The 23,735-nt window shown below is 61.0% G+C and carries 24 protein-coding genes; 4 read left to right on the top strand and 20 right to left on the bottom strand.

The window, feature by feature from the left end:
- Positions 1 to 213 precede the first annotated feature (213 nt).
- The 4 genes from ACOYQJ_RS05415 to ACOYQJ_RS05400 all read left to right on the top strand — a co-directional run bounded on the left by ACOYQJ_RS05415 (position 214) and on the right by ACOYQJ_RS05400 (position 5,126).
- Positions 214 to 1,944, top strand: coding sequence for a glycosyltransferase family 2 protein (locus ACOYQJ_RS05415; protein ID WP_422904992.1), 1,731 nt, complete (start codon positions 214 to 216; stop codon positions 1,942 to 1,944).
- A complete protein-coding gene (locus tag ACOYQJ_RS05410; protein WP_422904991.1) occupies positions 1,941 to 2,900 on the top strand; it encodes a glycosyltransferase family 2 protein in 960 nt (319 codons plus the stop codon). Before ACOYQJ_RS05415 ends, ACOYQJ_RS05410 begins: the two co-directional genes overlap by 4 nt.
- A 167-nt stretch (positions 2,901 to 3,067) precedes the next feature.
- Positions 3,068 to 4,585, top strand: coding sequence for a DEAD/DEAH box helicase (locus tag ACOYQJ_RS05405; protein WP_422904990.1), 1,518 nt, complete (start codon positions 3,068 to 3,070; stop codon positions 4,583 to 4,585).
- A gap of 169 nt (positions 4,586 to 4,754) precedes the next feature.
- Positions 4,755 to 5,126, top strand: a complete 372-nt coding sequence (locus ACOYQJ_RS05400) for a PilZ domain-containing protein (RefSeq protein ID WP_422904989.1) — start codon at positions 4,755 to 4,757, stop codon at positions 5,124 to 5,126.
- Between the two features lie 3 nt (positions 5,127 to 5,129).
- Here ACOYQJ_RS05400 and ACOYQJ_RS05395 read toward each other — a convergent pair whose 3' ends face one another.
- The 20 genes from ACOYQJ_RS05395 to ACOYQJ_RS05300 form a co-directional block, all read right to left on the bottom strand.
- Positions 5,130 to 6,797 carry a ribonuclease J gene (locus tag ACOYQJ_RS05395; RefSeq protein WP_422904988.1) on the bottom strand — a complete coding sequence of 556 codons (1,668 nt, stop codon included), beginning with the start codon at positions 6,795 to 6,797 and terminating at the stop codon, positions 5,130 to 5,132.
- The gene (locus ACOYQJ_RS05390; protein WP_422904987.1) at positions 6,787 to 7,581 is read right to left on the bottom strand and encodes a type III pantothenate kinase; all 795 of its coding nucleotides are present in this window, start codon (positions 7,579 to 7,581) and stop codon (positions 6,787 to 6,789) included. Before ACOYQJ_RS05390 ends, ACOYQJ_RS05395 begins: the two co-directional genes overlap by 11 nt.
- Before the next feature lie 12 nt (positions 7,582 to 7,593).
- On the bottom strand, positions 7,594 to 8,331 hold the full coding sequence (locus ACOYQJ_RS05385) for a biotin--[acetyl-CoA-carboxylase] ligase (RefSeq protein WP_422904986.1): 738 nt from the start codon (positions 8,329 to 8,331) through the stop codon (positions 7,594 to 7,596).
- A 140-nt stretch (positions 8,332 to 8,471) separates the two neighbouring features.
- Positions 8,472 to 9,914, bottom strand: a complete 1,443-nt coding sequence (gene nuoN / locus ACOYQJ_RS05380) for an NADH-quinone oxidoreductase subunit NuoN (RefSeq protein WP_422904985.1) — start codon at positions 9,912 to 9,914, stop codon at positions 8,472 to 8,474.
- A 12-nt stretch (positions 9,915 to 9,926) separates the two neighbouring features.
- Positions 9,927 to 11,480, bottom strand: a complete 1,554-nt coding sequence (locus ACOYQJ_RS05375; RefSeq protein ID WP_422904984.1) for an NADH-quinone oxidoreductase subunit M — start codon at positions 11,478 to 11,480, stop codon at positions 9,927 to 9,929.
- Positions 11,480 to 13,645 (bottom strand): NADH-quinone oxidoreductase subunit L, encoded by a 2,166-nt coding sequence (gene nuoL / locus ACOYQJ_RS05370; RefSeq protein ID WP_422904983.1) that lies wholly within the window; start codon positions 13,643 to 13,645, stop codon positions 11,480 to 11,482. Before nuoL ends, ACOYQJ_RS05375 begins: the two co-directional genes overlap by 1 nt.
- Positions 13,646 to 13,649: 4 nt before the next feature.
- Positions 13,650 to 13,955 carry an NADH-quinone oxidoreductase subunit NuoK gene (gene nuoK / locus ACOYQJ_RS05365; protein WP_023849383.1) on the bottom strand — a complete coding sequence of 102 codons (306 nt, stop codon included), beginning with the start codon at positions 13,953 to 13,955 and terminating at the stop codon, positions 13,650 to 13,652.
- A 52-nt stretch (positions 13,956 to 14,007) separates the two neighbouring features.
- Positions 14,008 to 14,151 carry a hypothetical protein gene (locus ACOYQJ_RS05360; protein ID WP_422904982.1) on the bottom strand — a complete coding sequence of 48 codons (144 nt, stop codon included), beginning with the start codon at positions 14,149 to 14,151 and terminating at the stop codon, positions 14,008 to 14,010.
- Entirely contained in the window at positions 14,151 to 14,753 is a 603-nt protein-coding gene (locus ACOYQJ_RS05355) for an NADH-quinone oxidoreductase subunit J (RefSeq protein ID WP_422904981.1), read from the bottom strand. Before ACOYQJ_RS05355 ends, ACOYQJ_RS05360 begins: the two co-directional genes overlap by 1 nt.
- Positions 14,750 to 15,157 carry a carboxymuconolactone decarboxylase family protein gene (locus ACOYQJ_RS05350; protein WP_422904980.1) on the bottom strand — a complete coding sequence of 136 codons (408 nt, stop codon included), beginning with the start codon at positions 15,155 to 15,157 and terminating at the stop codon, positions 14,750 to 14,752. Before ACOYQJ_RS05350 ends, ACOYQJ_RS05355 begins: the two co-directional genes overlap by 4 nt.
- Positions 15,154 to 15,648: an NADH-quinone oxidoreductase subunit NuoI gene (gene nuoI, locus ACOYQJ_RS05345; protein ID WP_422904979.1), complete on the bottom strand. Its 495-nt coding sequence runs from the start codon at positions 15,646 to 15,648 to the stop codon at positions 15,154 to 15,156. Before nuoI ends, ACOYQJ_RS05350 begins: the two co-directional genes overlap by 4 nt.
- A 5-nt stretch (positions 15,649 to 15,653) precedes the next feature.
- Positions 15,654 to 16,691, bottom strand: coding sequence for an NADH-quinone oxidoreductase subunit NuoH (nuoH, locus tag ACOYQJ_RS05340; protein ID WP_422904978.1), 1,038 nt, complete (start codon positions 16,689 to 16,691; stop codon positions 15,654 to 15,656).
- A 7-nt stretch (positions 16,692 to 16,698) separates the two neighbouring features.
- A complete protein-coding gene (locus ACOYQJ_RS05335; RefSeq protein WP_422904977.1) occupies positions 16,699 to 17,097 on the bottom strand; it encodes a YNQ4 family lipoprotein in 399 nt (132 codons plus the stop codon).
- Between the two features lie 2 nt (positions 17,098 to 17,099).
- Positions 17,100 to 19,118: an NADH-quinone oxidoreductase subunit NuoG gene (gene nuoG, locus ACOYQJ_RS05330; RefSeq protein ID WP_422904976.1), complete on the bottom strand. Its 2,019-nt coding sequence runs from the start codon at positions 19,116 to 19,118 to the stop codon at positions 17,100 to 17,102.
- 207 nt (positions 19,119 to 19,325) lie between these two features.
- The gene (locus ACOYQJ_RS05325) at positions 19,326 to 19,733 is read right to left on the bottom strand and encodes a DUF5333 domain-containing protein (protein WP_422904975.1); all 408 of its coding nucleotides are present in this window, start codon (positions 19,731 to 19,733) and stop codon (positions 19,326 to 19,328) included.
- 118 nt (positions 19,734 to 19,851) lie between these two features.
- Entirely contained in the window at positions 19,852 to 20,208 is a 357-nt protein-coding gene (locus tag ACOYQJ_RS05320) for a hypothetical protein (RefSeq protein ID WP_422904974.1), read from the bottom strand.
- A 164-nt stretch (positions 20,209 to 20,372) separates the two neighbouring features.
- Complete coding sequence (gene nuoF, locus ACOYQJ_RS05315; RefSeq protein ID WP_422904973.1) at positions 20,373 to 21,671, bottom strand: NADH-quinone oxidoreductase subunit NuoF; 1,299 nt, start codon at positions 21,669 to 21,671, stop codon at positions 20,373 to 20,375.
- Between the two features lie 9 nt (positions 21,672 to 21,680).
- Positions 21,681 to 21,896, bottom strand: coding sequence for a DUF5337 family protein (locus ACOYQJ_RS05310; RefSeq protein WP_422904972.1), 216 nt, complete (start codon positions 21,894 to 21,896; stop codon positions 21,681 to 21,683).
- 12 nt (positions 21,897 to 21,908) lie between these two features.
- Positions 21,909 to 22,673 carry a hypothetical protein gene (locus ACOYQJ_RS05305; RefSeq protein WP_422904971.1) on the bottom strand — a complete coding sequence of 255 codons (765 nt, stop codon included), beginning with the start codon at positions 22,671 to 22,673 and terminating at the stop codon, positions 21,909 to 21,911.
- Positions 22,674 to 22,802: 129 nt separating this feature from the next.
- Positions 22,803 to 23,726, bottom strand: coding sequence for a helix-hairpin-helix domain-containing protein (locus tag ACOYQJ_RS05300; RefSeq protein WP_422904970.1), 924 nt, complete (start codon positions 23,724 to 23,726; stop codon positions 22,803 to 22,805).
- Between the last annotated feature and the right edge of the window lie 9 nt (positions 23,727 to 23,735).

Below are 23,735 nucleotides of genomic sequence, written 5' to 3'. Positions count from 1 at the left end.
GCCAGCGCCCTTTGAAAAGCCCCCGGCGCGTCTACCGGGACATTTTCCAAGTTGACCAAAGCGCCAAGCTCAAAGAAACATGTCGCCTCTCCACGGGTCTGTTTCAACGAGGCAAAGGCCGAAGGCCGGCGCCGAGACATCCTGCGCGCCGCAGGCGCACATTTTACCAGTGGCCCGCTTGCCGAACGGTCTTGTCACAGCCAATGTAGCGCCATGAGCAGAACCCCCACCTATCCCGGCGGCATGGCCGCGCTTCTCACACAATATGAAACCCGCAGGGACAGCTTCACCTATGCCCCGGGCGAAGGCTTGCCTGCGCTCGATTGCGACCTTGCCGCTCTGGCAAAGCAAACCGTCCCCGCGCCCGAAGATGACCCGGGCGAAGCCCCACCCTTCCGCTCGTCTTACCACCGCAAACGGTTCGCCCTGCGCCGCGAACTCACCGGACTGTCCGAGCTGGCCTACCTGAACGGCATTCTGATCGCGCACCTGCGCAAACGCGACTGGCCGGATCATGCCCCCGCCTTGTTCCAACGCCTTTGGGCGGAACAGGGCGCGCATCTGATCGGGCAACTCGATCCGCGCTGGCTGGTCTCGGCGGTGACAACTTTCGGCGATCACGGCACGACCGGCGTTCAACGCTCGGTCGGGCTGGCCCTGACCACCCTTTTCGGCGCCATGAAGCTGTATGAATCCGAACGGCTCTATTCCGGCCTGACGCCAGACCAACCCTTCGCTCTGGATGGCAAGACCCGCGCCAAGCTGCCGCTTGAGATGGACAGCTACGCCATCGCCTCGGGCGGGCTGGACGTCAATCTGATCGCGCGCCTCTGGCAAGAAGCCGAAGGCGATGCGGTCATTGCCCCCCTCGCCCATCACCTGCTGGATTTGCTCATCCATGATGAGCGCACGGTGATGCGCCGCCTGATGACCATGCGCAAACGCAAGGCCCGCAAGGATGCCGCCCCCGGCAACATCGCCCCGGTTCCCAAGGCTCAGACACAGCTGACCGCCGACAGCCTGCGCTGGGGCCTTGTCAGCACGATCAAGGCGCCGCTGCCCGCGATCGCCCGTTTTGCGGCCTATCATCTGGAACTGGGCGCCGATGCCCTGCACATCTACCTTGATGAGCCCGACGACGCGACCAGGGCTTATCTGACCCGGCATCCGAAAATCCATGTCACCCTGTGCGATGACGCCTATTGGAAGGCCTCGGGCCGCAGACGGCTGCCCGAACACCAGCGCCGGCAAGCCTATAACGCGACGCGGTGCCTGCGCGCCGTGGCCGATGATCTGCAATGGCTCGGCCATATCGACGTGGATGAATTCCTGATCTCTGATCTGCCTCTGAACGAAAAGCTCGCCTCGGTCGCGCCCTCCAACGCCATCGCCCGCGTTCCCCCTGCCGAAGCGCTGGCACCGGAAACCGGCCTGCCGCGTCACTTCAAGCTGAGCCACAAACAGGCCAACGTCAAAAAATCTGAGCTTCAGGACATCTACCCCACCTTCGGCATGCATCTTTACGGCGGTTTCCTGTCGCATACCTCGGGCAAGGTCTTTGCCCGCACCGGTATTCCCGACACCCGCCTTGGCATCCACACGATGAAATACAAAGGCGAGGACACCACCAATCGCGTCAAACCGCCCGGCCTTTACCTTGCGCATTTTCATGCGCCGTCGTGGCAGCATTTTCGCGATCATCTGGACTTTCGCCAGACCAAAGGCTCGTACCGACCGCGCTCTGAACGCCCCGAGCTCGGACAGGCCGAACTGCTGAAATTTCTCAGCGAAGAAGAAGGCGACGACGGCCTGTGCGCCTTTTTCAACGAGGTTTGCGCAGACACGCCAGAGTTGCGCGCGCGGCTTGCTGCCCGCAACATGCTGTTGACACATACCTTCGATCTGGACGGCGCCGTCGCCCGTGTTTTTGGAGAGCTTCCATGACCACTCTGGCCCGCTGGGGCGTTGTCTCGACCATCAAGGCGCCACTTGGCGCGGTGCTCGATTTCGCCGCGTGGCACCTCGAATTGGGCGCGCACCGGCTCTACATCTATCTCGACGATGCCGCGCCGGACATCGAAGCCGCCCTTGCCGGTCATCCGAAAATCCGCGTCCAGCACACTGATGCGGCATGGTGGGGCAAACGCAATGGCCGTCCGAACAAACATCAGCTGCGCCAATGCAAGAACGCGCGCCATGCCAACAACCGCAAAGCCGAAACCGAATGGCTGGCCCATATCGACGTCGATGAATTCCTGCTGCCCGCCTATCCGATCTCGGACCAGCTGAGCGAGTTGCCACAAAACGCGCTTTGTGCCCGTGTCCGCCCGGTCGAAGCGCTGGCCCCGGGCAAAGGCAGCGCGCCCAGCGACACCGCCTTCAAGGCATTTCATCTGGACCAGGACGCCCGCCAAAAGGCCGCCGAGGCCTGTTTTCCAACCTGGGGGCCGCATCTGTCCGGCGGGTTCCTCAGCCATGTGGCGGGCAAGCTGTTCTTTCGCACCGGTCTCAAGGGGTTGAACATCAAGATCCACAACGTGATCCTTGATGGCGAAGAGAACCCCGGTCAGGCCGATCTGACCGGCACCGAACTGGGCCATTTCCACGCCGACAGTTGGGATCATTTCAAGCGCGCCTACCGCTTTCGGCTTGAACGCGGCTCGTACCGGGCCGAGTTGAAACCGCAAGTGCGGCGCGGCGATGCCGTGAACCTGCACGATCTGTTCCGCGCAATCGAAGCCGAGGCAGGCGAAGACGGGCTGCGCGCCTTTTTCCAAGAGGTCTGCACCGCCACCCCCGAGCTTTGCGAACGACTTGAGGCGCATGGCTTGCTGCGACGCAGGGTGATGAACCTGCCGGGATTGCGCGAAAAACACTTTCCCGGCGTCAGTCCTGCCTGAGCGCACGCACTGTTTCGATTTGCGAAACACTGACGCGCGATCACTTGCCCAGCAATGAAGGCTACAATTGACCTTTGCCGCGCTTTTCACTAATGCAAGCCACAGGAGTTATTCACGCGACGATATGCGGGGCCGAACGGGCCTTAACTCACTTGGACGCGCAGGCCATGGAAAGTGCCTGCCTTGATCGGACCGGCATGACCACAATAAAATTCTCTGACCTGAACCTGAACCCCAAAGTTCTCAAAGCCGTCGAAGAGGCTGGCTACCAAATCCCCACGCCTATTCAAGCCGGGGCCATCCCCCCTGCCCTCGAAGGCCGCGACGTTCTGGGAATTGCCCAGACAGGCACAGGCAAGACCGCCAGCTTTACGCTGCCGATGATCACGATGCTCGCCCGCGGGCGCGCGCGCGCGCGGATGCCGCGCAGCCTTGTTCTGTGCCCGACACGGGAACTGGCCGCTCAGGTGGCCGAAAACTTCGACATCTACGCCAAGAACGTCAAACTGACCAAGGCGCTGCTGATCGGGGGTGTCTCGTTCAAGGAACAGGATGCGCTGATCGACAAGGGCGTTGACGTTCTGATCGCCACCCCCGGTCGCCTGCTCGACCATTTCGAGCGCGGCAAGCTGATCCTGTCTGACGTCAAGGTCATGGTGGTGGACGAAGCTGACCGGATGCTGGATATGGGCTTTATCCCCGATATCGAACGCATTTTCGGCCTGACGCCCTTTACTCGCCAGACGCTGTTCTTCTCGGCCACGATGGCGCCGGAAATCGAACGCATCACCAATACCTTCCTGTCGTCCCCCGCCCGGATCGAAGTTGCCCGCCAGGCCACTGCCTCGGAGACCATCGAACAGGCTGCCGTGGTTTTCAAAGCCTCGCGCAAGGATCGCGAAGCCACCGAAAAGCGCAAGATCCTGCGCGCGATCATCGATGGCGAAGGCGACAAGCTGACCAATGCGATCATCTTCTGCAACCGCAAGGTGGATGTGGATATCGTTTCGAAATCGCTGACCAAATACGGCTATGACGCGGCGCCGATCCACGGCGATCTGGATCAGTCGCAACGCACCCGGACGCTGGACGGCTTCCGCGCTGGCAGCCTGCGCATTCTGGTCGCCTCGGACGTTGCGGCGCGCGGGCTTGATGTGCCTTCGGTCAGCCATGTGATCAACTTCGACGTGCCCGGCCATGCCGAAGACTACGTACACCGGATTGGCCGCACTGGCCGCGCCGGACGCGATGGCAAGGCCTTTACCATTGTTGCAGCGCGGGACGAAAAGAACCTTGCTGCGGTCGAGGCGCTGCTTCAAAAAGATATCCCGCGGATCGACAACCCGCTGAAATCCGATACGGAGCCAAAAGCTGCCGAAGAGGTTGTGCAAAGCGACGCTCCGGCCAAAAGCGACGAGAAAAAGCCGACGCGCACCCGGACCCGCGCCCCGCGTACCAAAAGCGCCGAGCCTGAGGCCCGCCGCGAAAGCGAACCGCGCGCCGCCAAGCCTGCCCGCCAGGAACGAACCGAACGCCAAGACCGCCCGGAGCAACGTCAGGAGCGCTCGGACCAACGCCAGGACCGTCAGGACCGCCCGCGCCGCAATGACAACAACGTGGTTGGAATGGGCGACCATCTGCCCGAGTTCATCGCGCTGAGCTTTGACGAGCGCCGCGCCAGCTAAGCGCATCACTCAACGGCAAAACCAATCGCCCGCACATCTTTTGTGCGGGCTTTTTTGTGCAGGCGGCAAAGTTGCTCTGGTCTGCGGAAAGCGGCTGCGGTTTCAACATGCCGTTAACCGAGTTTGCCATACAGTCGCCATTGTATTCTTTACACGCAGGATTGACGTTATGGCCTTGTTTGAAGACGGCTTTGGGGACGGGGCCGGACTTCCCGAACCAACCGTCGTGACAAGGATGCGCAAGTTGCGCGCCGAGCAGCGTTATTCTTGCCATCTCTATGCTCACGCCATTCAGGATGGCTTCGAGGTGCCGTGCTACGTGGTGAACATCTCGGCCGGCGGTGTGCAAATCAAATTTGACAGCCTTTCGGTAAAATCCATTTACGATAAAGCGCTGTCGATCTCTATTCCCGGCATCGGACAATACCCGGCGGTTTTCCGGTGGCGGTCCGGCACGAATGCCGGACTGCACTTCAAGATCTCATCGGCGCACAGGCTTGCCCTACGGGCGCGCCTGCTGGACAAATTCGATCCGTCCTGAGGCCTACATCAGGCGGCTGACGACAATCGTGACTTCTGGCTTTTTGCCAATCTCGTTCTGGCAGGTCTGGCGTACGATCCGGCGCATGCCTTCTTCAAGCTTGTCATCGTCCGTCATGATCTTGTCCCCGGCGCGGCCAAGAAACTGCGTCAGGTCTTCCTCAAGCACATCGGTCAATGGCACGCGCGACCGGCCGGTTTCCGCAAGCCCCATCAGCTCACACCAGGGTTCACCCAGCGGCTCATCCTCTTCGTCGATCAGCACTGTGACAACCACATGGCCGTTCAGCGCCATGCGAATTCGGTCGCGCACGATCCCGTCCAGCGCGCCGATCTGCACCGTGCCATCCAGATAGGTGCGGCCGGTCTCGACATATTCGGCCACTTTGGGTTCATTGCCGGACAGCTCGATCATCATGCCATTGACCGCCAGAACACCTTTGCGGCCTTTGCTTTGGGTCATCTTCACATGCTCGCGCAGGTGGCGGTGTTCGCCGTGCATCGGGATCACCACCTGCGGGCGGACCACATCCTGAAGCGTCTCCAGATCGGGGCGGTTCGCGTGCCCCGACACGTGGTAAAGCCCGTTTGAATCGTCAACGACATCAACACCTTGCTCGGACAATTGGTTCATGATCCGGATCACGCCGCGCTCGTTCCCCGGGATGGTCTTGGAGGAGAACAGGAACAGATCGCCCTCTTTCAAGGTCATGCCGTGATACTTGCCGCGCGCCAGTTGCGCGCTGGCTGCGCGCCGTTCGCCCTGCGATCCGGTGACCAGAAGCATCAGGTTTTCGCGCGGGATGGATGACGCGTCCTCGGGGCCGATCACCTTGGGAAAGCCTTTCAGAACGCCGGTTTCGATCGAGGCCTCGATCATCCGCCGCATGGCCCGGCCCATCAGGCAGATAGAGCGCCCTGCCCGTTCGCCTGCCTCGGCCAATGTCTTGACCCGCGCCACGTTGCTGGCAAAGGTCGTCGCCACCACCATATGCGGGGCATTCGCCACCAGCTCTTCGACCATCGGGCCGACCTCGGCCTCGGAACGGCCGGGGTTCGGAGAGAACACGTTGGTGGAATCGCAGATCAGCGCCTTGATGCCGTCTTTGGACACCTCGGCCCAAAGCTCAGGATCCCAAGGCTCACCGACCAGCGGTGTCTTGTCCAGTTTGAAATCGCCCGAGTGGATGATGCGCCCGCCCGGGCTGTCGATCACCAGCGCGCTGCTTTCCGGGATCGAGTGCGAGATCGGCAAAAAGCCCACGGTGAACGGCCCGGCCCGCACTGTTTCCGGCCATTTTGAAACGGTGGTCACCGCCTTTGCATCCACCCCGAACTCGCTCAGCTTTTGTCGGGCGATATTGGCGGTGAAGGCGCGCGCATAAATCGGCACGCCAAGGTCTTCGTAGGTGTGGCCCACCGCGCCAACGTGGTCCTCGTGCGCATGGGTGATAAAGACCGCATCGATGCGCGCGCGGTTTTCTTTCAGCCAGCTGATGTCCGGCAGGATCAGATCCACACCGGGCGAGCCATCCATATCCGGAAAGGTCACCCCCAAATCGACTACGATCAGGCGTTCCTGTCTCGGCTTGCCGTGTCCGTAGACATAGCAGTTCATGCCGATCTCACCGGCGCCCCCAAGTGGGAGGTAAATCAAGCGGTCACTGCTCATGTAAGTCTGCCCCTATTTGCTCTTTGTTATAGTCGTGAATGACGGTCAGACCATGCATGGTCAAATCATCCTCGATCTTGTCGAACAACACCTCGCCAGAGGCGAAAAGCGGGGCAAGCCCGCCGGTGCCGATCACTTTCATCGGGCGGCCATATTCGGCCTTGATCCGTTCGGTGATGCCCTGAATCAAACCGACATAGCCCCAAAAGACGCCGGATTGAATACAGGCCACGGTATTGGTGCCAATGACCCGCTCGGGCTGGCTGATATCCACATGAGGTAGCGCCGCCGCCCCTTGGTGCAACGCCTCAAGGCTCAGGTTCACGCCGGGGGCGATCACCCCGCCGACATAGGCGCCATCCTCCGCCACCACGTCGAAATTGGTGGCAGTGCCGAAATCGACGACCACCACATCGCCACCATGCCGGTCAAAGGCGGCGGCGGCGTTGGCCAGACGGTCCGGCCCCACGCCGGTGCCTGCATCAACCCGGGGCGCATGCGGCAGCGAACATTCCGGTTTGCCCACCACCAAAGGGCGGCAGCCAAAAAACCGGTCCGCAAAGACCCGCAGGTTCCAGACCACGCGCGGCACTGTCGATGAGATGATCACATCGGTGATTTCCGCATCGATCTTGTAGTGGTTCACCAACGTCGAATACCATGTGAAATAAGCATCCGCCGTGCGCGAATGATGGGTCGAGGTGCGCAGGGTGCACAAAAACCGCGTCCCGTCCCAGATGGAAAAGACCGTATTCGTGTTGCCGCAGTCGATGCACAAAAGCATGGGTAAGGCCTTCTAGAAAAACACATCTGCCGCGGCGATTGCGCGACGGGCTTCCGAGGTCTTTAAGACAAGATTGCCTGTCTCGTCCACCGTCTCGAACGTACCGGTGAGCTCTTCGCGCCCGGTGCGGGCGGTGATCACCTCGCCAATACGCGCCGCGCGTGACAACCAGGCGCTGCGGATCGGTGCAAACCCATAGGTGACAAAGGCCGCATCCCGCGCCGCATAGGCTTGGGCAAGCGCCTCCAGCATCGCCTCGGGCGTTACCCTCTTGCCGGTCTCCGCCAGCACCGAGACCGGAGGCACAGCTCCGGCCTCCACCTGCCCGACATCCGGCGCGGCAATCAGATTGATCCCGATCCCGATGGCCAGATGCCCCCCCGCTCCGCCAAGGCTTTCGAGCAGGATCCCGGCAACCTTGCCGCCATTCATCAACACATCGTTGGGCCACTTCAACGCCAGACCCGCCGGCGTTCCGGTGACCTCTTCCAACGCGTCGAACAGGGCCAAAGCCGCCACAAAGGACCGCAGCGCAACAACCTCGGGCGCCTCCGCAGGGCGCAAAACCAAAGTTGCCGAAAAATTCCCGGCCGGGTTGACCCAGGCCCGACCACGCCGCCCCCGCGCCGCCGTCTGCTTCAGCGCCAAAATCCACTCCGGCCCCGCCAGATCGCCAGCAATCCGCGCAGCCTCGGCATTGGTACTGTCGATCTCGGCCAGCACCCGCTTGCCATATCCCTCAGGCCACATATCTGCCCCCTGCTTTCACTGGTCCGAAAATATCCCGGGGGAGTGCAGCAAAGCTGCGCGGGGGCAGAGCCCCCATTCCCCAAAAACAAAGCGACGCGCCCGAAGGCGCGTCACAATTTGATAACAGCGGGATGACGCGATCAGTTGACCAGCGTCGCCGCAGCCGCCGCAGCCGCCCCTTCGATCCCGAACAGGTTCACCACACCGGCGACCATGATCACCGCCGAGGCCATCAGGAACCCCCAAAGAACGGGCGACTTGCCACCGTCCAAAGCGTCCTCGCGGTCTTCTCCGAAGTACATGTAGTACACGATGCGCAGGTAGTAGAACGCGCCGATGACCGAGGCCACGACCCCTGCAACCGCCAGCCATGCAAAGCCCGCTTCATAGGCCGCGCGAAGCACGTAGAACTTGCCGAAAAAGCCAACCAACGGCGGAACGCCTGCCAGCGAAAACAGCAAGATCAGCATCGCCAGCGCCTTGCCCGGCTCGCGCTTGGAATACATCCCCAGCGCCTCGATGTCCGTCACCGGCTGGCCGTCCCGCTCCATCGACAGGATAAAGGCAAAGGTGCCGACATTCATCGTGACGTAGATCGCCATGTAGATCAGCATCGCCTGCACACCCAGCGCCGTCCCCGCCGCCAGACCCATCAGGGCAAAACCCATATGCGCGATCGAGGAATAGGCCATCAGGCGCTTGATATCGCGCTGACCAATTGCCGCCACGGCGCCAAGGAACATCGACAGCAGCGACAGAAGCGCGACAACCTGCCCCCATTCATGGGTCGCGTTGCCAAAGGCATCATGCATCACGCGGGCAAACAGACCCATCGCCGCAACCTTGGGTGCGGTAGCAAAGAAGGCGGTGACCGGCGTCGGCGAACCTTCGTAAACGTCCGGGGTCCACATGTGGAAGGGAACCGCCGAAACCTTGAAGGCCAGACCGGAAATCAGCAACACCAGACCGATAAGCAGACCAACCGAAACATTGCCTTCGGTGGCGGTCTGGATGATCCCGGCAAAGTCGGTCGTTCCGGCAAAGCCATAGATCAGCGACGCGCCGTACAGCAGCAGGCCGGACGACAGCGCGCCGAGGACAAAATACTTCAGGCCCGCTTCGGTCGACTTGGCACTGTCACGGCGCAGCGCAGCAACAACGTAAAGCGCCAGCGATTGCAGCTCCAACCCCATGTAGAGCGACATAAGGTTGCCCGCCGAGACCATCATCATCATGCCCACCGCCGACAGCGCCACCAACAACGGGTATTCGAACCGCAGCAGCCCGCGCGCGGCCATGTAGCCTTCGCTCATCAGCAGAACCGCGGCTGCCGATACAAGGATCGTCACCTTGGCGAAACGACCAAAGCCATCGTCGATGAACATGCCGTTGAAGGCCGGGTGAGTGCCGGCGCCCGATGCTCCAATCCAAAGCGCCAGCGCCAGGAACAGTGCGGCGGTGGCCCAGACCAGAGCCGGAGCAAGCTTGTCCTTGCCGGTATAGACCGCGCCGACCAGCGCGAGCATTGCAAAGACCGCCAGCAGGATTTCCGGCAGGATGATATTGAGATCAGCCGAGATCATAGCCCCGCCCCCTTAATGTTCTGCGACAGCGACTTGGGTGTCGCTGCCAAGATCGGCAGCGGCCACAGCCGTGTCATAATGCTCAACCAATGCCGCTACCGACGGTCCGATCCGGTCGAGGATCGGCGCCGGATAGACACCCATCCAGATCGTCATGACCACCAGCGGCGCAAAGATCGCCTTTTCGCGGGTTGTCATGTCGGTGATGGTCTTGAGGCTTTCCTTGATCAGATCGCCCATGACCACGCGGCGGTACAGCCACAGTGCATAGGCCGCCGAGAGGATAACCCCTGTCGCGGCGCCAGCGGCCACCCAGGTGTTGACCTGGAATATCCCCATCAGGGTCAGGAATTCGCCGACAAACCCGCTTGTTCCCGGCAGGCCGACGTTGGCCATGGTGAAGAACATGAAGACCAGAGCATAAGCCGGCATCCGGTTCACGAGGCCACCATAGGCGTCGATCTCACGCGTGTGCATCCGGTCGTAGATCACACCGACGCAAAGGAACAGCGCGCCCGAGATAAAGCCGTGCGACAGCATCTGGAAAATCGCGCCATCGACGCCTTGCTGGTTCGCCGCAAAGATCCCCATGGTGACATAGCCCATGTGCGCCACCGACGAATAAGCGATCAACTTTTTCATGTCTTCCTGCACCAGCGCCACGAGCGAGGTGTAGATGATCGCGATAACCGACAGCGTGAAGACGAGGTTCTGCATCACTTCGGAGCCCACCGGGAACATCGGCAGAGAGAAGCGCAGGAAGCCATAGCCGCCCATCTTCAACAGGATCGCCGCCAGCACCACCGAACCAGCCGTCGGCGCCTGAACGTGCGCGTCCGGCAGCCAGGTGTGGACCGGCCACATCGGCATCTTGACCGCGAAGCTGGCAAAGAAGGCCAGGAACAGCATGGTCTGAAGCCCGCCGACGACTTGAATGCCCAGAATGCTGAACCCCTCGGTCGAGAAGTTGTGGTTCAGCAGTTGCACGATATCCGTCGTGCCCGCGTCCGCGTACATGGCCACCATGGCCACCAGCATCAGCACCGAGCCGAGGAACGTATAAAGGAAGAACTTGAAGCTCGCATAGATGCGGTTCGCCCCGCCCCAGATGCCGATGATCAGGAACATCGGGATCAGGCCCGCTTCGAAGAACAGGTAGAACAGCACCAGATCCAGCGCCATGAACACACCCAGCATGAGCGTTTCAAGCAGCAGGAAGGCGATCATGTATTCCTTGACCCGGGTCTTGACGCCCCAGCTGGCCATGATCGTCATCGGCATCATGAAGGTGGTGAGCATGACAAACAGAACCGAGATCCCGTCGACGCCCATCTTGTACTTCATACCCAGCAGCCAATCCCGCTCTTCCAGCATCTGGAACCCGGTGTCCGAGGGGTCAAACTGGAACAGGATGAACAAAGAGATCACGAAGGTCGCACAGGTGGCGATCATTGCCAGCCACTTGGCGTTGCGATCCGCCGCCTCATCACCGCCGCGCAGGAACAGCGCAAGGATCAGAGCCGCGAGAGCAGGCAGAAAGGTTACAATGGAAAGCAAGTTATCCATTAGTGCGCTCCTCCGCTGAGCGTCATCCAGGTGATCAAGACCGCGATCCCGATCACCATCGCAAAGGCATAGGTAAAGATGTAGCCAGACTGCGCCCGGCCCGCGAGCTTGGTGAAGAAGGGCACGATGCCCATCGCCACACCGTTGATCGATCCGTCGATGACGTCGCCATCACCGCGCTTCCACAACAGGCGGCCAAGTGCCTTGGCGGGCTGCACAAACAGGAAGTCGTAGATTTCGTCAAAGTACCATTTGTTCAGCAGGAACAGGTACAAGGGGCGCTGGTTTTCAACCAGTTGCTTGGGCAGCGCCGGGTTCACGATATAGAACCAGAAGGCCACGATGAAACCGATGACCATGGCGACGAAGGGGGACAGTTTGACCCACACCGGCGAATGGTGCGCATCGTCCATCACATGGTTGTCCGGCGCCATGAAGATCGCACCTTGGGGCGCCATGCCCGTGGCCATATGACCGGCCTCCGCAGCGGCAGCCTCGCCATGCCCAGCGTCAGTCGCGGCTTGTTCGGTGGCAGTGTCCGCGTGACCAGCCTCGGGCGCGGGCGCATCGTCATGTCCAGCCTCGGCCGTAGCGGCGTCACCATGACCTTCGGCAGCGGCTTCATGGTGGGCCGGGATGCCAAAGAAAGCGTTGACCTTGTTGTGATCGCCAAAGAACGATCCGTACCACAGCATCCCCGAGAAAACCGCGCCAATGGCCAGCACGCCCAGCGGGATCAGCATGACCATCGGGCTTTCATGTGCGTGCTCATGCGTGTGCTTGTCGCCGCGCGCCTCGCCGTAGAATGTCATGAAGATCAGGCGCCACGAATAGAACGAAGTGAACAGGGCCGCGATGACCAGCATCCAGAAGCCATAGCCCCCGTTTGTCCCCGCCCAGGCGCTCTCGATGATCGCATCCTTGGAAACGAAACCGGCAAAGCCGAACCAGCCGGTCAGCGGGATGCCGACACCTGTGATGGCCAGCGTGCCGATCATCATGGCGCGGAAGGTCCAGGGTAGTTTCTTGCGCAGACCACCGTAATTCCGCATGTCCTGTTCATGGTGCATGCCGTGGATCACCGAACCGGCGCCAAGGAACAGCATCGCCTTGAAGAAAGCGTGCGTGAGCAGGTGGAACATCGCCACGCCGTACACACCGACGCCCGCAGCGACGAACATATAACCCAACTGCGAACAGGTCGAATAGGCGATCACACGCTTGATGTCGTTTTGCACAAGGCCGACCGTGGCCGCAAAAAACGCCGTGGTCGCCCCAATGAAGGTGATGAACCCGGTGGCATGCGGCGCGTATTCCATCAGTGGCGACATGCGGCAGACCAGAAAGACGCCCGCGGTCACCATGGTCGCGGCGTGGATCAGTGCCGACACGGGTGTCGGGCCTTCCATCGCGTCCGGCAACCACGTGTGCAGGAACAGCTGCGCCGACTTACCCATCGCCCCGACGAACAGCAGGAAGGCAATCACTTCGGCGGCGTTCCATTCGCGCCACAGGAAGGTCAGTTGCGTTTCAGCCAGTGCCGGAGCAGCTGCGAAAACGTCGTCAAACTTGATGCTGTCCGCAAGGAAGAACAGCGCAAAGATGCCGAGGGCAAAGCCGAAGTCCCCCACCCGGTTGACCACAAAGGCCTTGATCGCGGCGGCATTGGCGCTTGGCTTGCGGTAGTAGAAACCGATCAGCAGGTAAGAGGCAACGCCCACGCCTTCCCAGCCAAAGAACATCTGAACAAGGTTGTCCGAGGTCACCAGCATGAGCATGGCGAAGGTAAAGAACGACAGATAGGCAAAGAACCGGGCGCGATAGCTTTCCTCGCCCTCTTTGAACTGGCTGTCATGCGCCATGTAACCAAAGGAATACAGGTGCACCAGCGAAGACACCGTAGTCACGACGATCAGCATGATCGAGGTCAGTCGGTCCAGACGAATCGCCCAGTCGGTACTCAGCGTGCCGCTTTCGATCCAGCGCAGGATCTGGATGTGCTGGGTTTCCGGCCCGTGGCTCAGGAAAACGATCCAGGACAGCAGGCAAGCCAGGAACAGCAGGCCCGTGGTGACGTATTGCGCACCCTTGATCGAGATAAAGCGCCACCCGAAGCCGGCAATAAGGCTGCCCACCAGTGGGGCGAAGAGGATGATGGTCTCCATCGGGTCAGCCTTTCATCACGTTGACATCTTCCACGGCGATCGTGCCGCGGTTCCGGAAGAAACAGACAAGGATCGCAAGGCCAATGGCGGCCTCGGCGGCAGCAACCGTCAGAACGAAAAGGGTAAAGACCTGCCCGACCAGATCGCCCAGATGGGTCGAAAAGGCGACAAGGTTGATGTTCACCGCCAGAAGCATCAATTCGATGCTCATCAGCAGGATGATCACGTTCTTGCGGTTCAGGAAAAGCCCGAAGATGCCGATGACGAAAAGCACTGCCGCCACCGTCAGGTAATGTTCAAGTCCGATCATTCTCGTCCCTCCGGGCCTTTGCCCGTTTCATTTCAGGGCCCTTTGGCCCCGCTTAGATCTTGGCGCCGCGCCGAACGCGCAGCCATTTCCACAACTTCCAGCCGATCAGCGCCTTGACCACCCATAGCAGGGCCAAACCGCCGATCCCCAGAGCCGCCACCGAGCTTTTTACAGCCGCCAGCGCCCCCAGCACCATTACAGCCCCTGCCCCGGTTTCACGTCCCGCAGCGCCATTTGCTGCTTGGGATCGCGCAGGATCTGGCTGACGATGTCCTGACGCTTGACGCCAGCGCGGTGGCGCAGGGTCAGAACGATGGCGCCGATCATGGCGACCAGCAGGATCAGGCCAGCCAGTTGGAAGAGCAGGAAGTATTGGTCGTAAAGGATCATGCCCAGAGCTTGCGTGTTGTGCATGTCGCTCGGGATCGGTTGCGCCAGCTGCGACGCGGCCATATCCGAGGCTTCCCAGACACCGAAGGCCATGGCCAACTGCATCAGGATGACGATGCCGATCAGCAGGGCCAGTGGCATGTAGCGCGCCATTTCAGCCTTCAACTCGGCAAAATCGACGTCCAGCATCATCACCACGAACAGGAAGAGCACCGCAACAGCGCCGACATAGACGATGATCAGCAGCATGGCGACGAATTCGGCGCCCATCAGAACGAACATGCCCGCCGAAGACAGGAAAGCCAGGATCAGCCAAAGCACCGAATGCACCGGGTTGCGGCTGATCACGGTGAACAGCCCCCCCGCAATGGCGCCAAGCGCGAACAGGTAGAAGGCAAAGACCATCATGTCTCATCATCCTTTTTGTCTTCCATGACCGCCTTGGCCATATCCATGGCGCGGGTCATGGCAGGAATACCGGCGAACATCGACATCTGCGCGATGGTCTCGGCGATCTCTTCTTTCGTGGCGCCCGCCTCCAGGGCGTGGCGCACCGTCATGCGAAACGGCGTTTCGGCCTGTGCGCCTTGCATGGTCAGACCGGCGATGGTCAGCAGCAGGCGGGTCTTGGCATCAAGGCCGTCCTTGGACAGCCCCTTGCCGAACCACATTTCCATCGCGTCCTTCGGCATCGTCGGCCACAGCGTTTCAAATCCCTTGGGGTCAAACGACGACATCGCAGGATTGAAGGCTTTGGCCATTTCCTGCGCCTGTTCCATCATCAACTCGAAAGGGGTTTTGCTGTCGCTCATCGGTACGGTGCATCCAACTCGAGGTTACGGGCAATCTCGGCCTCCCAGCGGTCGCCGTTCGCCAACAATTTATCCTTGTCGTAGAACAGCTCTTCGCGGGTTTCGGTCGAGAATTCGAAGTTCGGGCCTTCGACGATGGCATCCACCGGGCAGGCTTCCTGACAGAAGCCGCAGTAGATGCATTTGGTCATGTCGATGTCATACCGCGTGGTGCGGCGGCTGCCATCCTCGCGCGGCTCGGCGTCAATGGTGATCGCCTGCGCCGGGCAGATCGCTTCGCACAGCTTGCAGGCGATGCAGCGCTCTTCCCCGTTGGGATAGCGGCGCAGCGCGTGCTCACCGCGGAAGCGCGGGCTGAGCGGGCCCTTCTCGTGCGGGTAGTTCAGCGTCGCCTTGGGCGCGAAGAAATACTTCAACCCCAACCGGAACCCTTCGATGAAGTCGAACAGCAGGAAATACTTGGCCGCGCGGCCGTAGTCGATGCTTGCCATTGTCATTAACCTCCTGTGGTCCAGCGGGCATAGGCCCCAAAGAACCAGTCGAATTTTGCCGCGAACGAGACGAAGACCACCCAGACGAGGCTGAACGGCAGGAAGACCTTCCAACCAAGGCGCATCAGCTGGTCATAGCGATAGCGCGGCGTGATCGCCTTCACCATGGCGAAGATGAAGAAGAAGAACGCCATCTTGGCGACCATCCAGAGCACGCCGTCCGGCAGGCCTGGGATCGGCGAGAGCCAGCCGCCGAAAAACAGCAGCGAGGTCAGCGCACACATCAGAAAGATGGCGATGTATTCGCCCGCCATGAACAGCAGGAAGGGCGTGGCCGAATATTCCACCTGATAGCCCGCAACAAGCTCCGATTCCGCTTCGGGCAGGTCGAACGGCGGGCGGTTGGTTTCGGCCAGCGCGCTGATGAAGAACAGGAAGACCATCGGGAAGTGCGGCAGCCAGTACCACGAGAAGAACCCGAAGGAGCCGTCCTGCGCGCGCACAATGTCGCCGAAGTTCATCGAACCGGTCGAAATGATCACGCCGATGATGATCAGGCCAATGGAGACCTCGTAAGAGATCATCTGCGCCGCCGAGCGCAGCGAGCCGAGGAAGGGATACTTCGAGTTCGAGGCCCAGCCGCCCATGATCACGCCGTAAACCTCAAGCGAGGACATGGCGAAGACATAGAGGATGGCAACGTTGATGTTCGAGATCACCCAGCCGTCATTAAACGGGATCACCGCCCAGACAATCACCGCCAGAACAAAGCTGGTCATCGGCGCCAGCATGAACACCGTTCTGTCGGCGCCAGCGGGGATAACCACCTCTTTTACAACGTATTTCAGCGCGTCTGCGACGGACTGCAGGATGCCATAGACACCCACCACGTTGGGGCCCCGGCGCATCTGCACCGCCGCCCAGATCTTGCGGTCCCCATAGACGAGAAACAGCAGCGAGACCATCACGAAGCCCAGCACAGCAAGGCATTGTGCAAAGATGATCACGAGTATGCCCAGAGGCGTGGTAAAGAAGTCGGCCATCAGATCCTCACACCATCGGTATTCCGTTTTCGGCACAGGCCAGCGCCACAACTTCTGCGTCGATGGTCTTGAGCCCGCGGGGCAGCGCCGCCGAGATGGTGTAAACCGCATCTCCGCGCCAGAGGCCACCCTCTTCGTATACATTTGTGCGCAAATGACGCGCAAACCCGTAACCCCGGATCAACGCGTATTGCGCGGCTGCGCATTCGGCATAGTCGGCAACGTCCGCGTTTTGACGGGCGCCGCGCATTTTCACATCGAATTGAACAAGATCCCCGTCCAGCAGACGAGTCTCGATTCCTTCGTAGATCGGCGCAAAGGGGCGCTGATCCTCGCTTGGCGTGCAGGCCGAGAGGCCACTGGCCAGAGCCAGTGCGCTGAGCGTTATGAAGGCCCCGCCCCGCAAGATCACTCTGCCGCGATGGGGGCCTCAGCACGGGCCTTGGCGCCGCGGCTGAGTTCGGCCATCAGTTCCGAGGCACGGGCGATCGGGTTGGTCAGGTAGAAATCCTTGATCGCATAGCGGAAATCGGCGTCGCCCAGTTTACCCGCAGGCTCGGCCTGCCAGGTATTCTCGGGAACCTCGTCGATCTGCGCCAGATGCGGCACGGCCTCGACCAGTGCCTTGCGCAATTGCGCAAGGCTGTCCCAAGGCAGGGTTGCACCGACCTCGGCGCTCAGCGCGCGCAGGATCGCCCAGTTTTCCTTGGCCTCGCCGGGGGCAAAGCCCGCCCGCAGCGCCAATTGCGGACGCCCTTCGGTGTTCACGAACAGGCCCTGTTCTTCGGTATAGGCGGCCCCCGGGAGAATTACGTCCGCGCGGTGCGCGCCGCGATCACCGTGGCTGCCCTGATAGATCACAAAGGCGCCCTCGCCGATTTCGATCTCGTCCGCACCAAGATTGTAGATGACATCAGCCTCATTGACCGCGTCCATGCCGCGCTCATTGACCGCCCCCACATCCAGCGCACCCACGCGGGCGGCGGCGGTGTGCAACACCATGAACTTGGAATGGCCAGCCTCGGCGGCTTGCATCGCGGTGCCCAGCACGGCGGCGCCATCGGCCTCGGTCAGTGCGCCCTGGCCAACGATCATCACGCCTTTGACGCCTTCCTTGTCGGAATGGTCCTGCTTGGCCACCCAATCAAGCGCCGCACGCCCGGTGCCAAGCTCGATCACGTCATAGGTCAGATCCACGGGTGCGCCGATCCGGGCCACCTTGGCGCCGCGCGCCCAGGCTTTGCGGATGCGCGCGTTCAGCACCGGGGATTCTTCTCGCGGATTGGTGCCGATCAGAAGGATCATCTCGGCCGAGTCGATATCTTCGATGGCAGCAGTGCCAACATAGGCGCTGCGGTTGCCGGCAGGCAGTTTCGCCCCGTCAGTGCGGGATTCGACAACGCCGCCCTGCCCTTCGATCAACTGCTTGAGGCCAAAGATCGCCTCGACCGGCGCCAGATCGCCAACCACACCGGCAAGCGCCTTGGCGCCCTTGATCGCTTCGGCGGCCTTGGTCAGAGCTTCGGGCCAGGTTGCCGGACGCAGCTTGCCGTTCTCACGAACGTAGGGCTTGTCCAGACGCTGACGACGCAGGCCATCCCAGACGAAACGCGTCTTGTCGGAAATCCACTCTTCGTTCACGCCGTCATGGTTGCGCGGCAGGAAGCGCATGACTTCGCGGCCCTTGGTATCAACCCGGATGTTCGAGCCAAGCGCGTCCATCACGTCGATGGATTCGGTCTTGGTCAGCTCCCACGGGCGGGCGGTGAAGGCATAGGGCTTCGACACCAGCGCGCCCACCGGGCACAGGTCGATGATGTTGCCCTGCATGTTCGAATCAAGGGTTTGCCCCAGATACGAGGTGATCTCGGCATCTTCGCCGCGCCCGGTCTGGCCCATCTGGGTGATCCCGGCGACCTCGGTGGTGAAGCGGACGCAGCGGGTGCAGGAAATGCAGCGCGTCATATGGGTTTCGACCAGCGGACCAAGGTCCAGATCGTCGGTCGCGCGCTTGGCCTCGCGGAAGCGAGAGAAATCCACGCCGTAGGCCATGGCCTGATCCTGCAGGTCGCATTCGCCACCCTGGTCACAGATCGGGCAATCCAGCGGGTGGTTGATAAGGAGAAACTCCATCACCCCCTCGCGGGCCTTCTTGACCATGGGAGAGTTAGTTTTCACCACCGGAGGTTGCCCTTCCGGCCCCGGACGCAGATCGCGCACCTGCATGGCACAAGAGGCCGCAGGTTTCGGCGGTCCGCCGACGACCTCAACAAGGCACATCCGGCAGTTGCCCGCGATGGACAGCCGTTCGTGATAACAGAAACGTGGTACTTCAACCCCGGCTTGTTCGCAGGCTTGGATAAGGGTCATAGCCCCATCCACTTCCAGCTCATTGCCGTCGATGATGATCTTGCGCAAATCGGACATGCCCGAGCCCTTCAGTTGCCATGGCAGGCACAGCCCCAATCAGCGCTTCGGCGATAGGGCCGTGGTCGGGCGCGTTCTAACGCGGCTGGACGCAAGACACCAGCCGTTATCACTCAGAAAGCCAAGAAAAATCGACGCGGTGCGGGGCTTTATATGCAAATTGGAAAATGTGTTATCCTCAAAGCCGCCCGCTCCACGCCGCGCGATCTATCGCAAAAGCACGCCGATGGCGGTTGATTTGGCGATTTGTACCTGTCCAAAGGCGCAGAGCTGCGCCGTGTTGGCGGCATCCACCCCTTGGGACGCCAGAAATGACGTGGCCTTGACCCGCATCCGCTTCTTTTCGGCTTTCGAGGTCACGTAGTCCTCGATTTCCTCTTCGGTATAGCCAAGCGCCTTGGCGCGCGATTTCAATGCGCTGATCGTCGCCAGCGCCCGGATCATGCGCGCGCTGATGTCGTCGCACTGGTTTCGAATCTCGTCGGCGATGGCGATCGCCATCAGGCCATTGTCGATCTCATCCACCTGGCTCAGCGGCGGTTTGGCCGCCAGCGGCGTGGCAACAAGCGCGGCACAAACCGTAAGACAGGCCACAAGACTGGGAATCAGGCGCATATATTCGCCTCCGTTTTGTATAACTTTTGTCTCAGATGTGAGATGGGGCGGCTGTTATGCAATAGCAGCCACCCCAAGCCTTTGTATTTCGGCAATTTTCAGCGAAAAACCGGCTGCGTCACTCTTCGCAGGTTCCGGCAAAGCTCAGCGTATCCTTCTCGATCACCAGCGTGTCGCGCGGCGTATCGGGACCGACCGACCATATGATGTCCGAGGTGCCGAAATACTTGATGCAGTGCTTCACACCCTCGTAACGCGCCGCCTCGATTGCGCCGTCGAACGAGGCCGACACCGGCCGCACAGAGGCGACGAATTGATGGCGATCACTGCGATCGGATTTGGCGCTCCCCTGATACCGCTGGCCGTCAAAGAACTCCTTGTCCTTGCCAAAACCGAACCGATTACCCAACCCGCCGCTACAGGCGGCTGTCGACAGGACAAGCCCTGTAATCACGATAAGGCGGACAATACGCATACGATCTTTCCCCATGGGTCATCAAGTTTTGCGCAGTCTCGCCGCTGCGCCGAAAATGGTCAAGCCGGGGCCTCACGCGCCCCAAGCGTTTCAGGTGGTGGTGATTTCAAAAAAGCCCCGGCAGCAATGCCGGGGCTGATATCAATTTACACCAAGAGGCCGGGTTATTCAGCCGCGACGGCGCTGATCTTGCCGGTTTTCTGCGCCTTTATCCGATCTTCGATCTCGTCGCGGAAATTGCGGATCAGGCCCTGAATCGGCCAGGCCGCCGCATCGCCAAGCGCACAGATCGTGTGGCCTTCGACCTGCTTGGTCACGTCCCAGAGCATGTCGATCTCTTCGGGGTCGGCCTCGCCTTTGACCAGACGGTCCATGACGCGCATCATCCAGCCGGTGCCTTCGCGGCACGGCGTGCACTGGCCGCAGCTTTCGTGCTTGTAGAACTTCGCAAGACGCCAGATCGCCTTGATGATGTCGGTCGACTGATCCATCACGATCACCGCCGCCGTGCCAAGGCCCGAGCCCAGTTCACCGCGCAGATAATCGAAATCCATCACCGCATCGCGCATCTTTTCGCCGCGCACACACGGAACGGACGAGCCGCCGGGGATCACCGCCTTGAGGTTGTCCCAGCCACCGCGAATGCCGCCGCAATGCTTTTCGATCAGCTCTTCAAAGGTGATCGACATCGCCTCTTCGACGACGCAGGGGGTGTTCACGTGGCCGCTGATGGCGAAAAGCTTGGTCCCGGCGTTGTTCGGACGGCCAAAGCTGGCAAACCACTCCGGGCCGCGACGCAGGATCGTCGGGACAACCGCGATTGATTCAACATTGTTCACGGTGGTCGGGCAGCCATAAAGACCCGAGCCAGCCGGGAACGGCGGCTTCATCCGGGGCATGCCCTTTTTGCCTTCGAGGCTTTCCAGCAGCGCGGTTTCTTCGCCGCAGATATAGGCGCCGGCGCCGTGGTGCAGGTACAGATCAAAATCCCAGCCGGACTTGGCAGCGTTCTTGCCCAGAAGACCGGCATCATAAGCTTCGTCAATCGCGGCTTGCAGCGCCTCTTTTTCGCGGATGTATTCGCCACGAATGTAGATGTAGCAGGCATGTGCCTGCATCGCAAACGAGGCGATCAGCGCCCCTTCGATCAGCGTGTGCGGATCGTGACGCATGATCTCGCGGTCTTTGCAGGTGCCCGGCTCGGATTCGTCGGCGTTGATCACCAGATAAGCCGGGCGGCCATCGCTTTCTTTCGGCATGAAGGACCATTTTAGACCGGTCGGGAAACCCGCGCCACCGCGGCCACGCAGCCCTGACGCCTTCATCTGGTCAATAATCCAGTCGCGCCCGTTCTGGATGATCTTGGCGGTGCCATCCCAATGACCACGCTTCTGCGCGCCAGCCAAAGTGCGGTCATGCATCCCGTAGATGTTGGTAAAGATGCGGTCCTGATCCTGCAGCATGCTCTTGTCCTATTTCTCCTGGCGCGCACGCCAGAGTCCGTAAATCATCCAGATCGCCCAGCCGAAGGCGGCAAGCGCCGCGAGATCGAACAAGGCCAGTGTTCTTGAGGTCCAGCCCATCGCGGCGCCAAGTGCGTTGACGATGATCCAGGCGACACCGGTTCCTGCGATCACCAGCGCAATCTTGCGCCCGGTCTTGCCTTGGTCCGGTTTCGCCTGTGTCATCACCCCTGCCCGTTACCCTTTGACGGCGGTTTTGTCTACGCCATTGGCCGGCTTTGTCTTCGTTTTCACTGCTTTGCGGCCGCGCGGTTTTGCCGTGGCGGTCTTGGACGCAGAGGCGCTTGCAGCAGTGGTCTTGGGTTTCGCAGCCGGGGCCGGTGTTGTCGCCGGAGCAGCCTTCGCCTCAACAGGCTTTGCGGCCGGAGCCGGAGCGGCCTTCGCCTCAACCGGCTTGGCGGCCGGAGCCGGAGCGGCCTTCGCCTCAACAGGCTTGCCGGCCGGAGCCGGAGCGGCCTTCGCCTCAACAGGCTTGGCGACCGGAGCCGAAGCGGCCTTCGCCTCAACCGGCTTGGCGGCCAGAGCCGGAGCGGCCTTCGACTCAACAGGCTTGGCGGCCGGAGCCAGGGCGGCCTTCGCCTCAACAGGCTTGGCGGCCGGAGCCGGAGCGGCCTTCGCCTCAACAGGCTTTGCGGCCGGAGCGGCTTTCTTCGCCTCAACCGGCTTGGCTTTGGAGGCAACGGCTTTGGCGGGCTTTTTCGCTGCAGCCTTCGCCTTTTTCGCAGGCGCTTCAGCAGGCTTGGCCGCTGTTGTCACAGCCGCTTTGGGCGCTGGGACAGCAGTACGCGACTGCAGCGACTGTGCAACGCTCAGAGGCAGATCGAATGCAGCCTGCGTCATGAAGTAATTCATATCGATCATCATCTCGGCCTGCTTGGCCCAGAGATCAATCACCGGACCGAAGTTCGGCATCATCGGGAAGTTGGAGGTCGTCAAGGTCACGTTATCGTATCCATATCTGTTGAAACACGGCCAATCCGCGTCCTTCAGGGCGCCGTTCCTCCCAGACGTCGCTGTGCAAGGCCTCGCACACCGGATTTCGGCGTGCAAGGCCCGATGTCGTCGCAGGTCTTAGTAGACCTTGCCCTCTTCAACGCGCTGCGAAAATTCCGTCTCGCCGCCCGCTGCAAGGATCTTGGCCTGACCAACCCAGTCATCCCGGGTTGCCCGGCCTTTAAAGCCCACAAGGTTCGAATCCACCCAAGCCAGTTCATCCGCGGTCCAGGCGGCGATCTGGTCAAAGTGGTAAACCCCAAGACTGTTGCAGACCGTTTCAAGCTTGGGGCCGATGCCTTTGATTTCTTTCAGATTGTCCGCACCGCCGTCGCGCGGGCCGTCCAGCATCTGCGGCTTGGAGCCTTCGTTCGTGCCCTCGACCACGCCATCGCCATCGCGGTCGACATTGTCCTGATCGGCACCGGACGCAGGCGGGTCGCCTGCGGTCTTCGCCTTTGTCGAGCCGCCTTCGTACTTCCAGCTGCCCTTGCGTTCCGCCAACTCAGCCTGCCCCGCCAATTGTTTCGACGGCTTGACCAAGGTACCTGACTCCGCACTTGCAGAAGCCTCTGATTTCGGCGCCGCGTCTTTTTCCGGTGCGGGGGCGCTGTCCTCGACAGGAGTATCTGGTTTTGGCGCCGCTTCCGCTTCGGGTTGCGCCGCGCCTGCGGTTTCGGCCTTTGGTGCTGCCTTAGCTTCCGGCGCAGAGGCCGTCGGCTTGTTGGCGGCGCTGGCCGTGCTTGCCGCAACGGCCGCGGCTGCGCCGGTTGTGGCAGCGGCGCTGGTGGCAGAACTCATACGGCTGCTCGCCTGACCGGCTTTCGGCACAGGCGCACAGAACAGCCAGTTGAAGAGCAATCCCAGAAATCCAAAGACCAAAAGCCCCAACAAGACCGCCGATGCCATTGACGACGAAAGGTTGAGGACCAACACCAGCAGCCCAAAAACAGCCGCCGCGCCCCAACATTTCATTGCACAGGTCTCAGTATTTTCGTTCATCTGATCACT

Source organism: Pacificoceanicola algae, assembly GCF_049341065.1.
Lineage (GTDB): Bacteria > Pseudomonadota > Alphaproteobacteria > Rhodobacterales > Rhodobacteraceae > Pacificoceanicola.
This window is presented reverse-complemented; position numbering and strand designations above follow the sequence as displayed.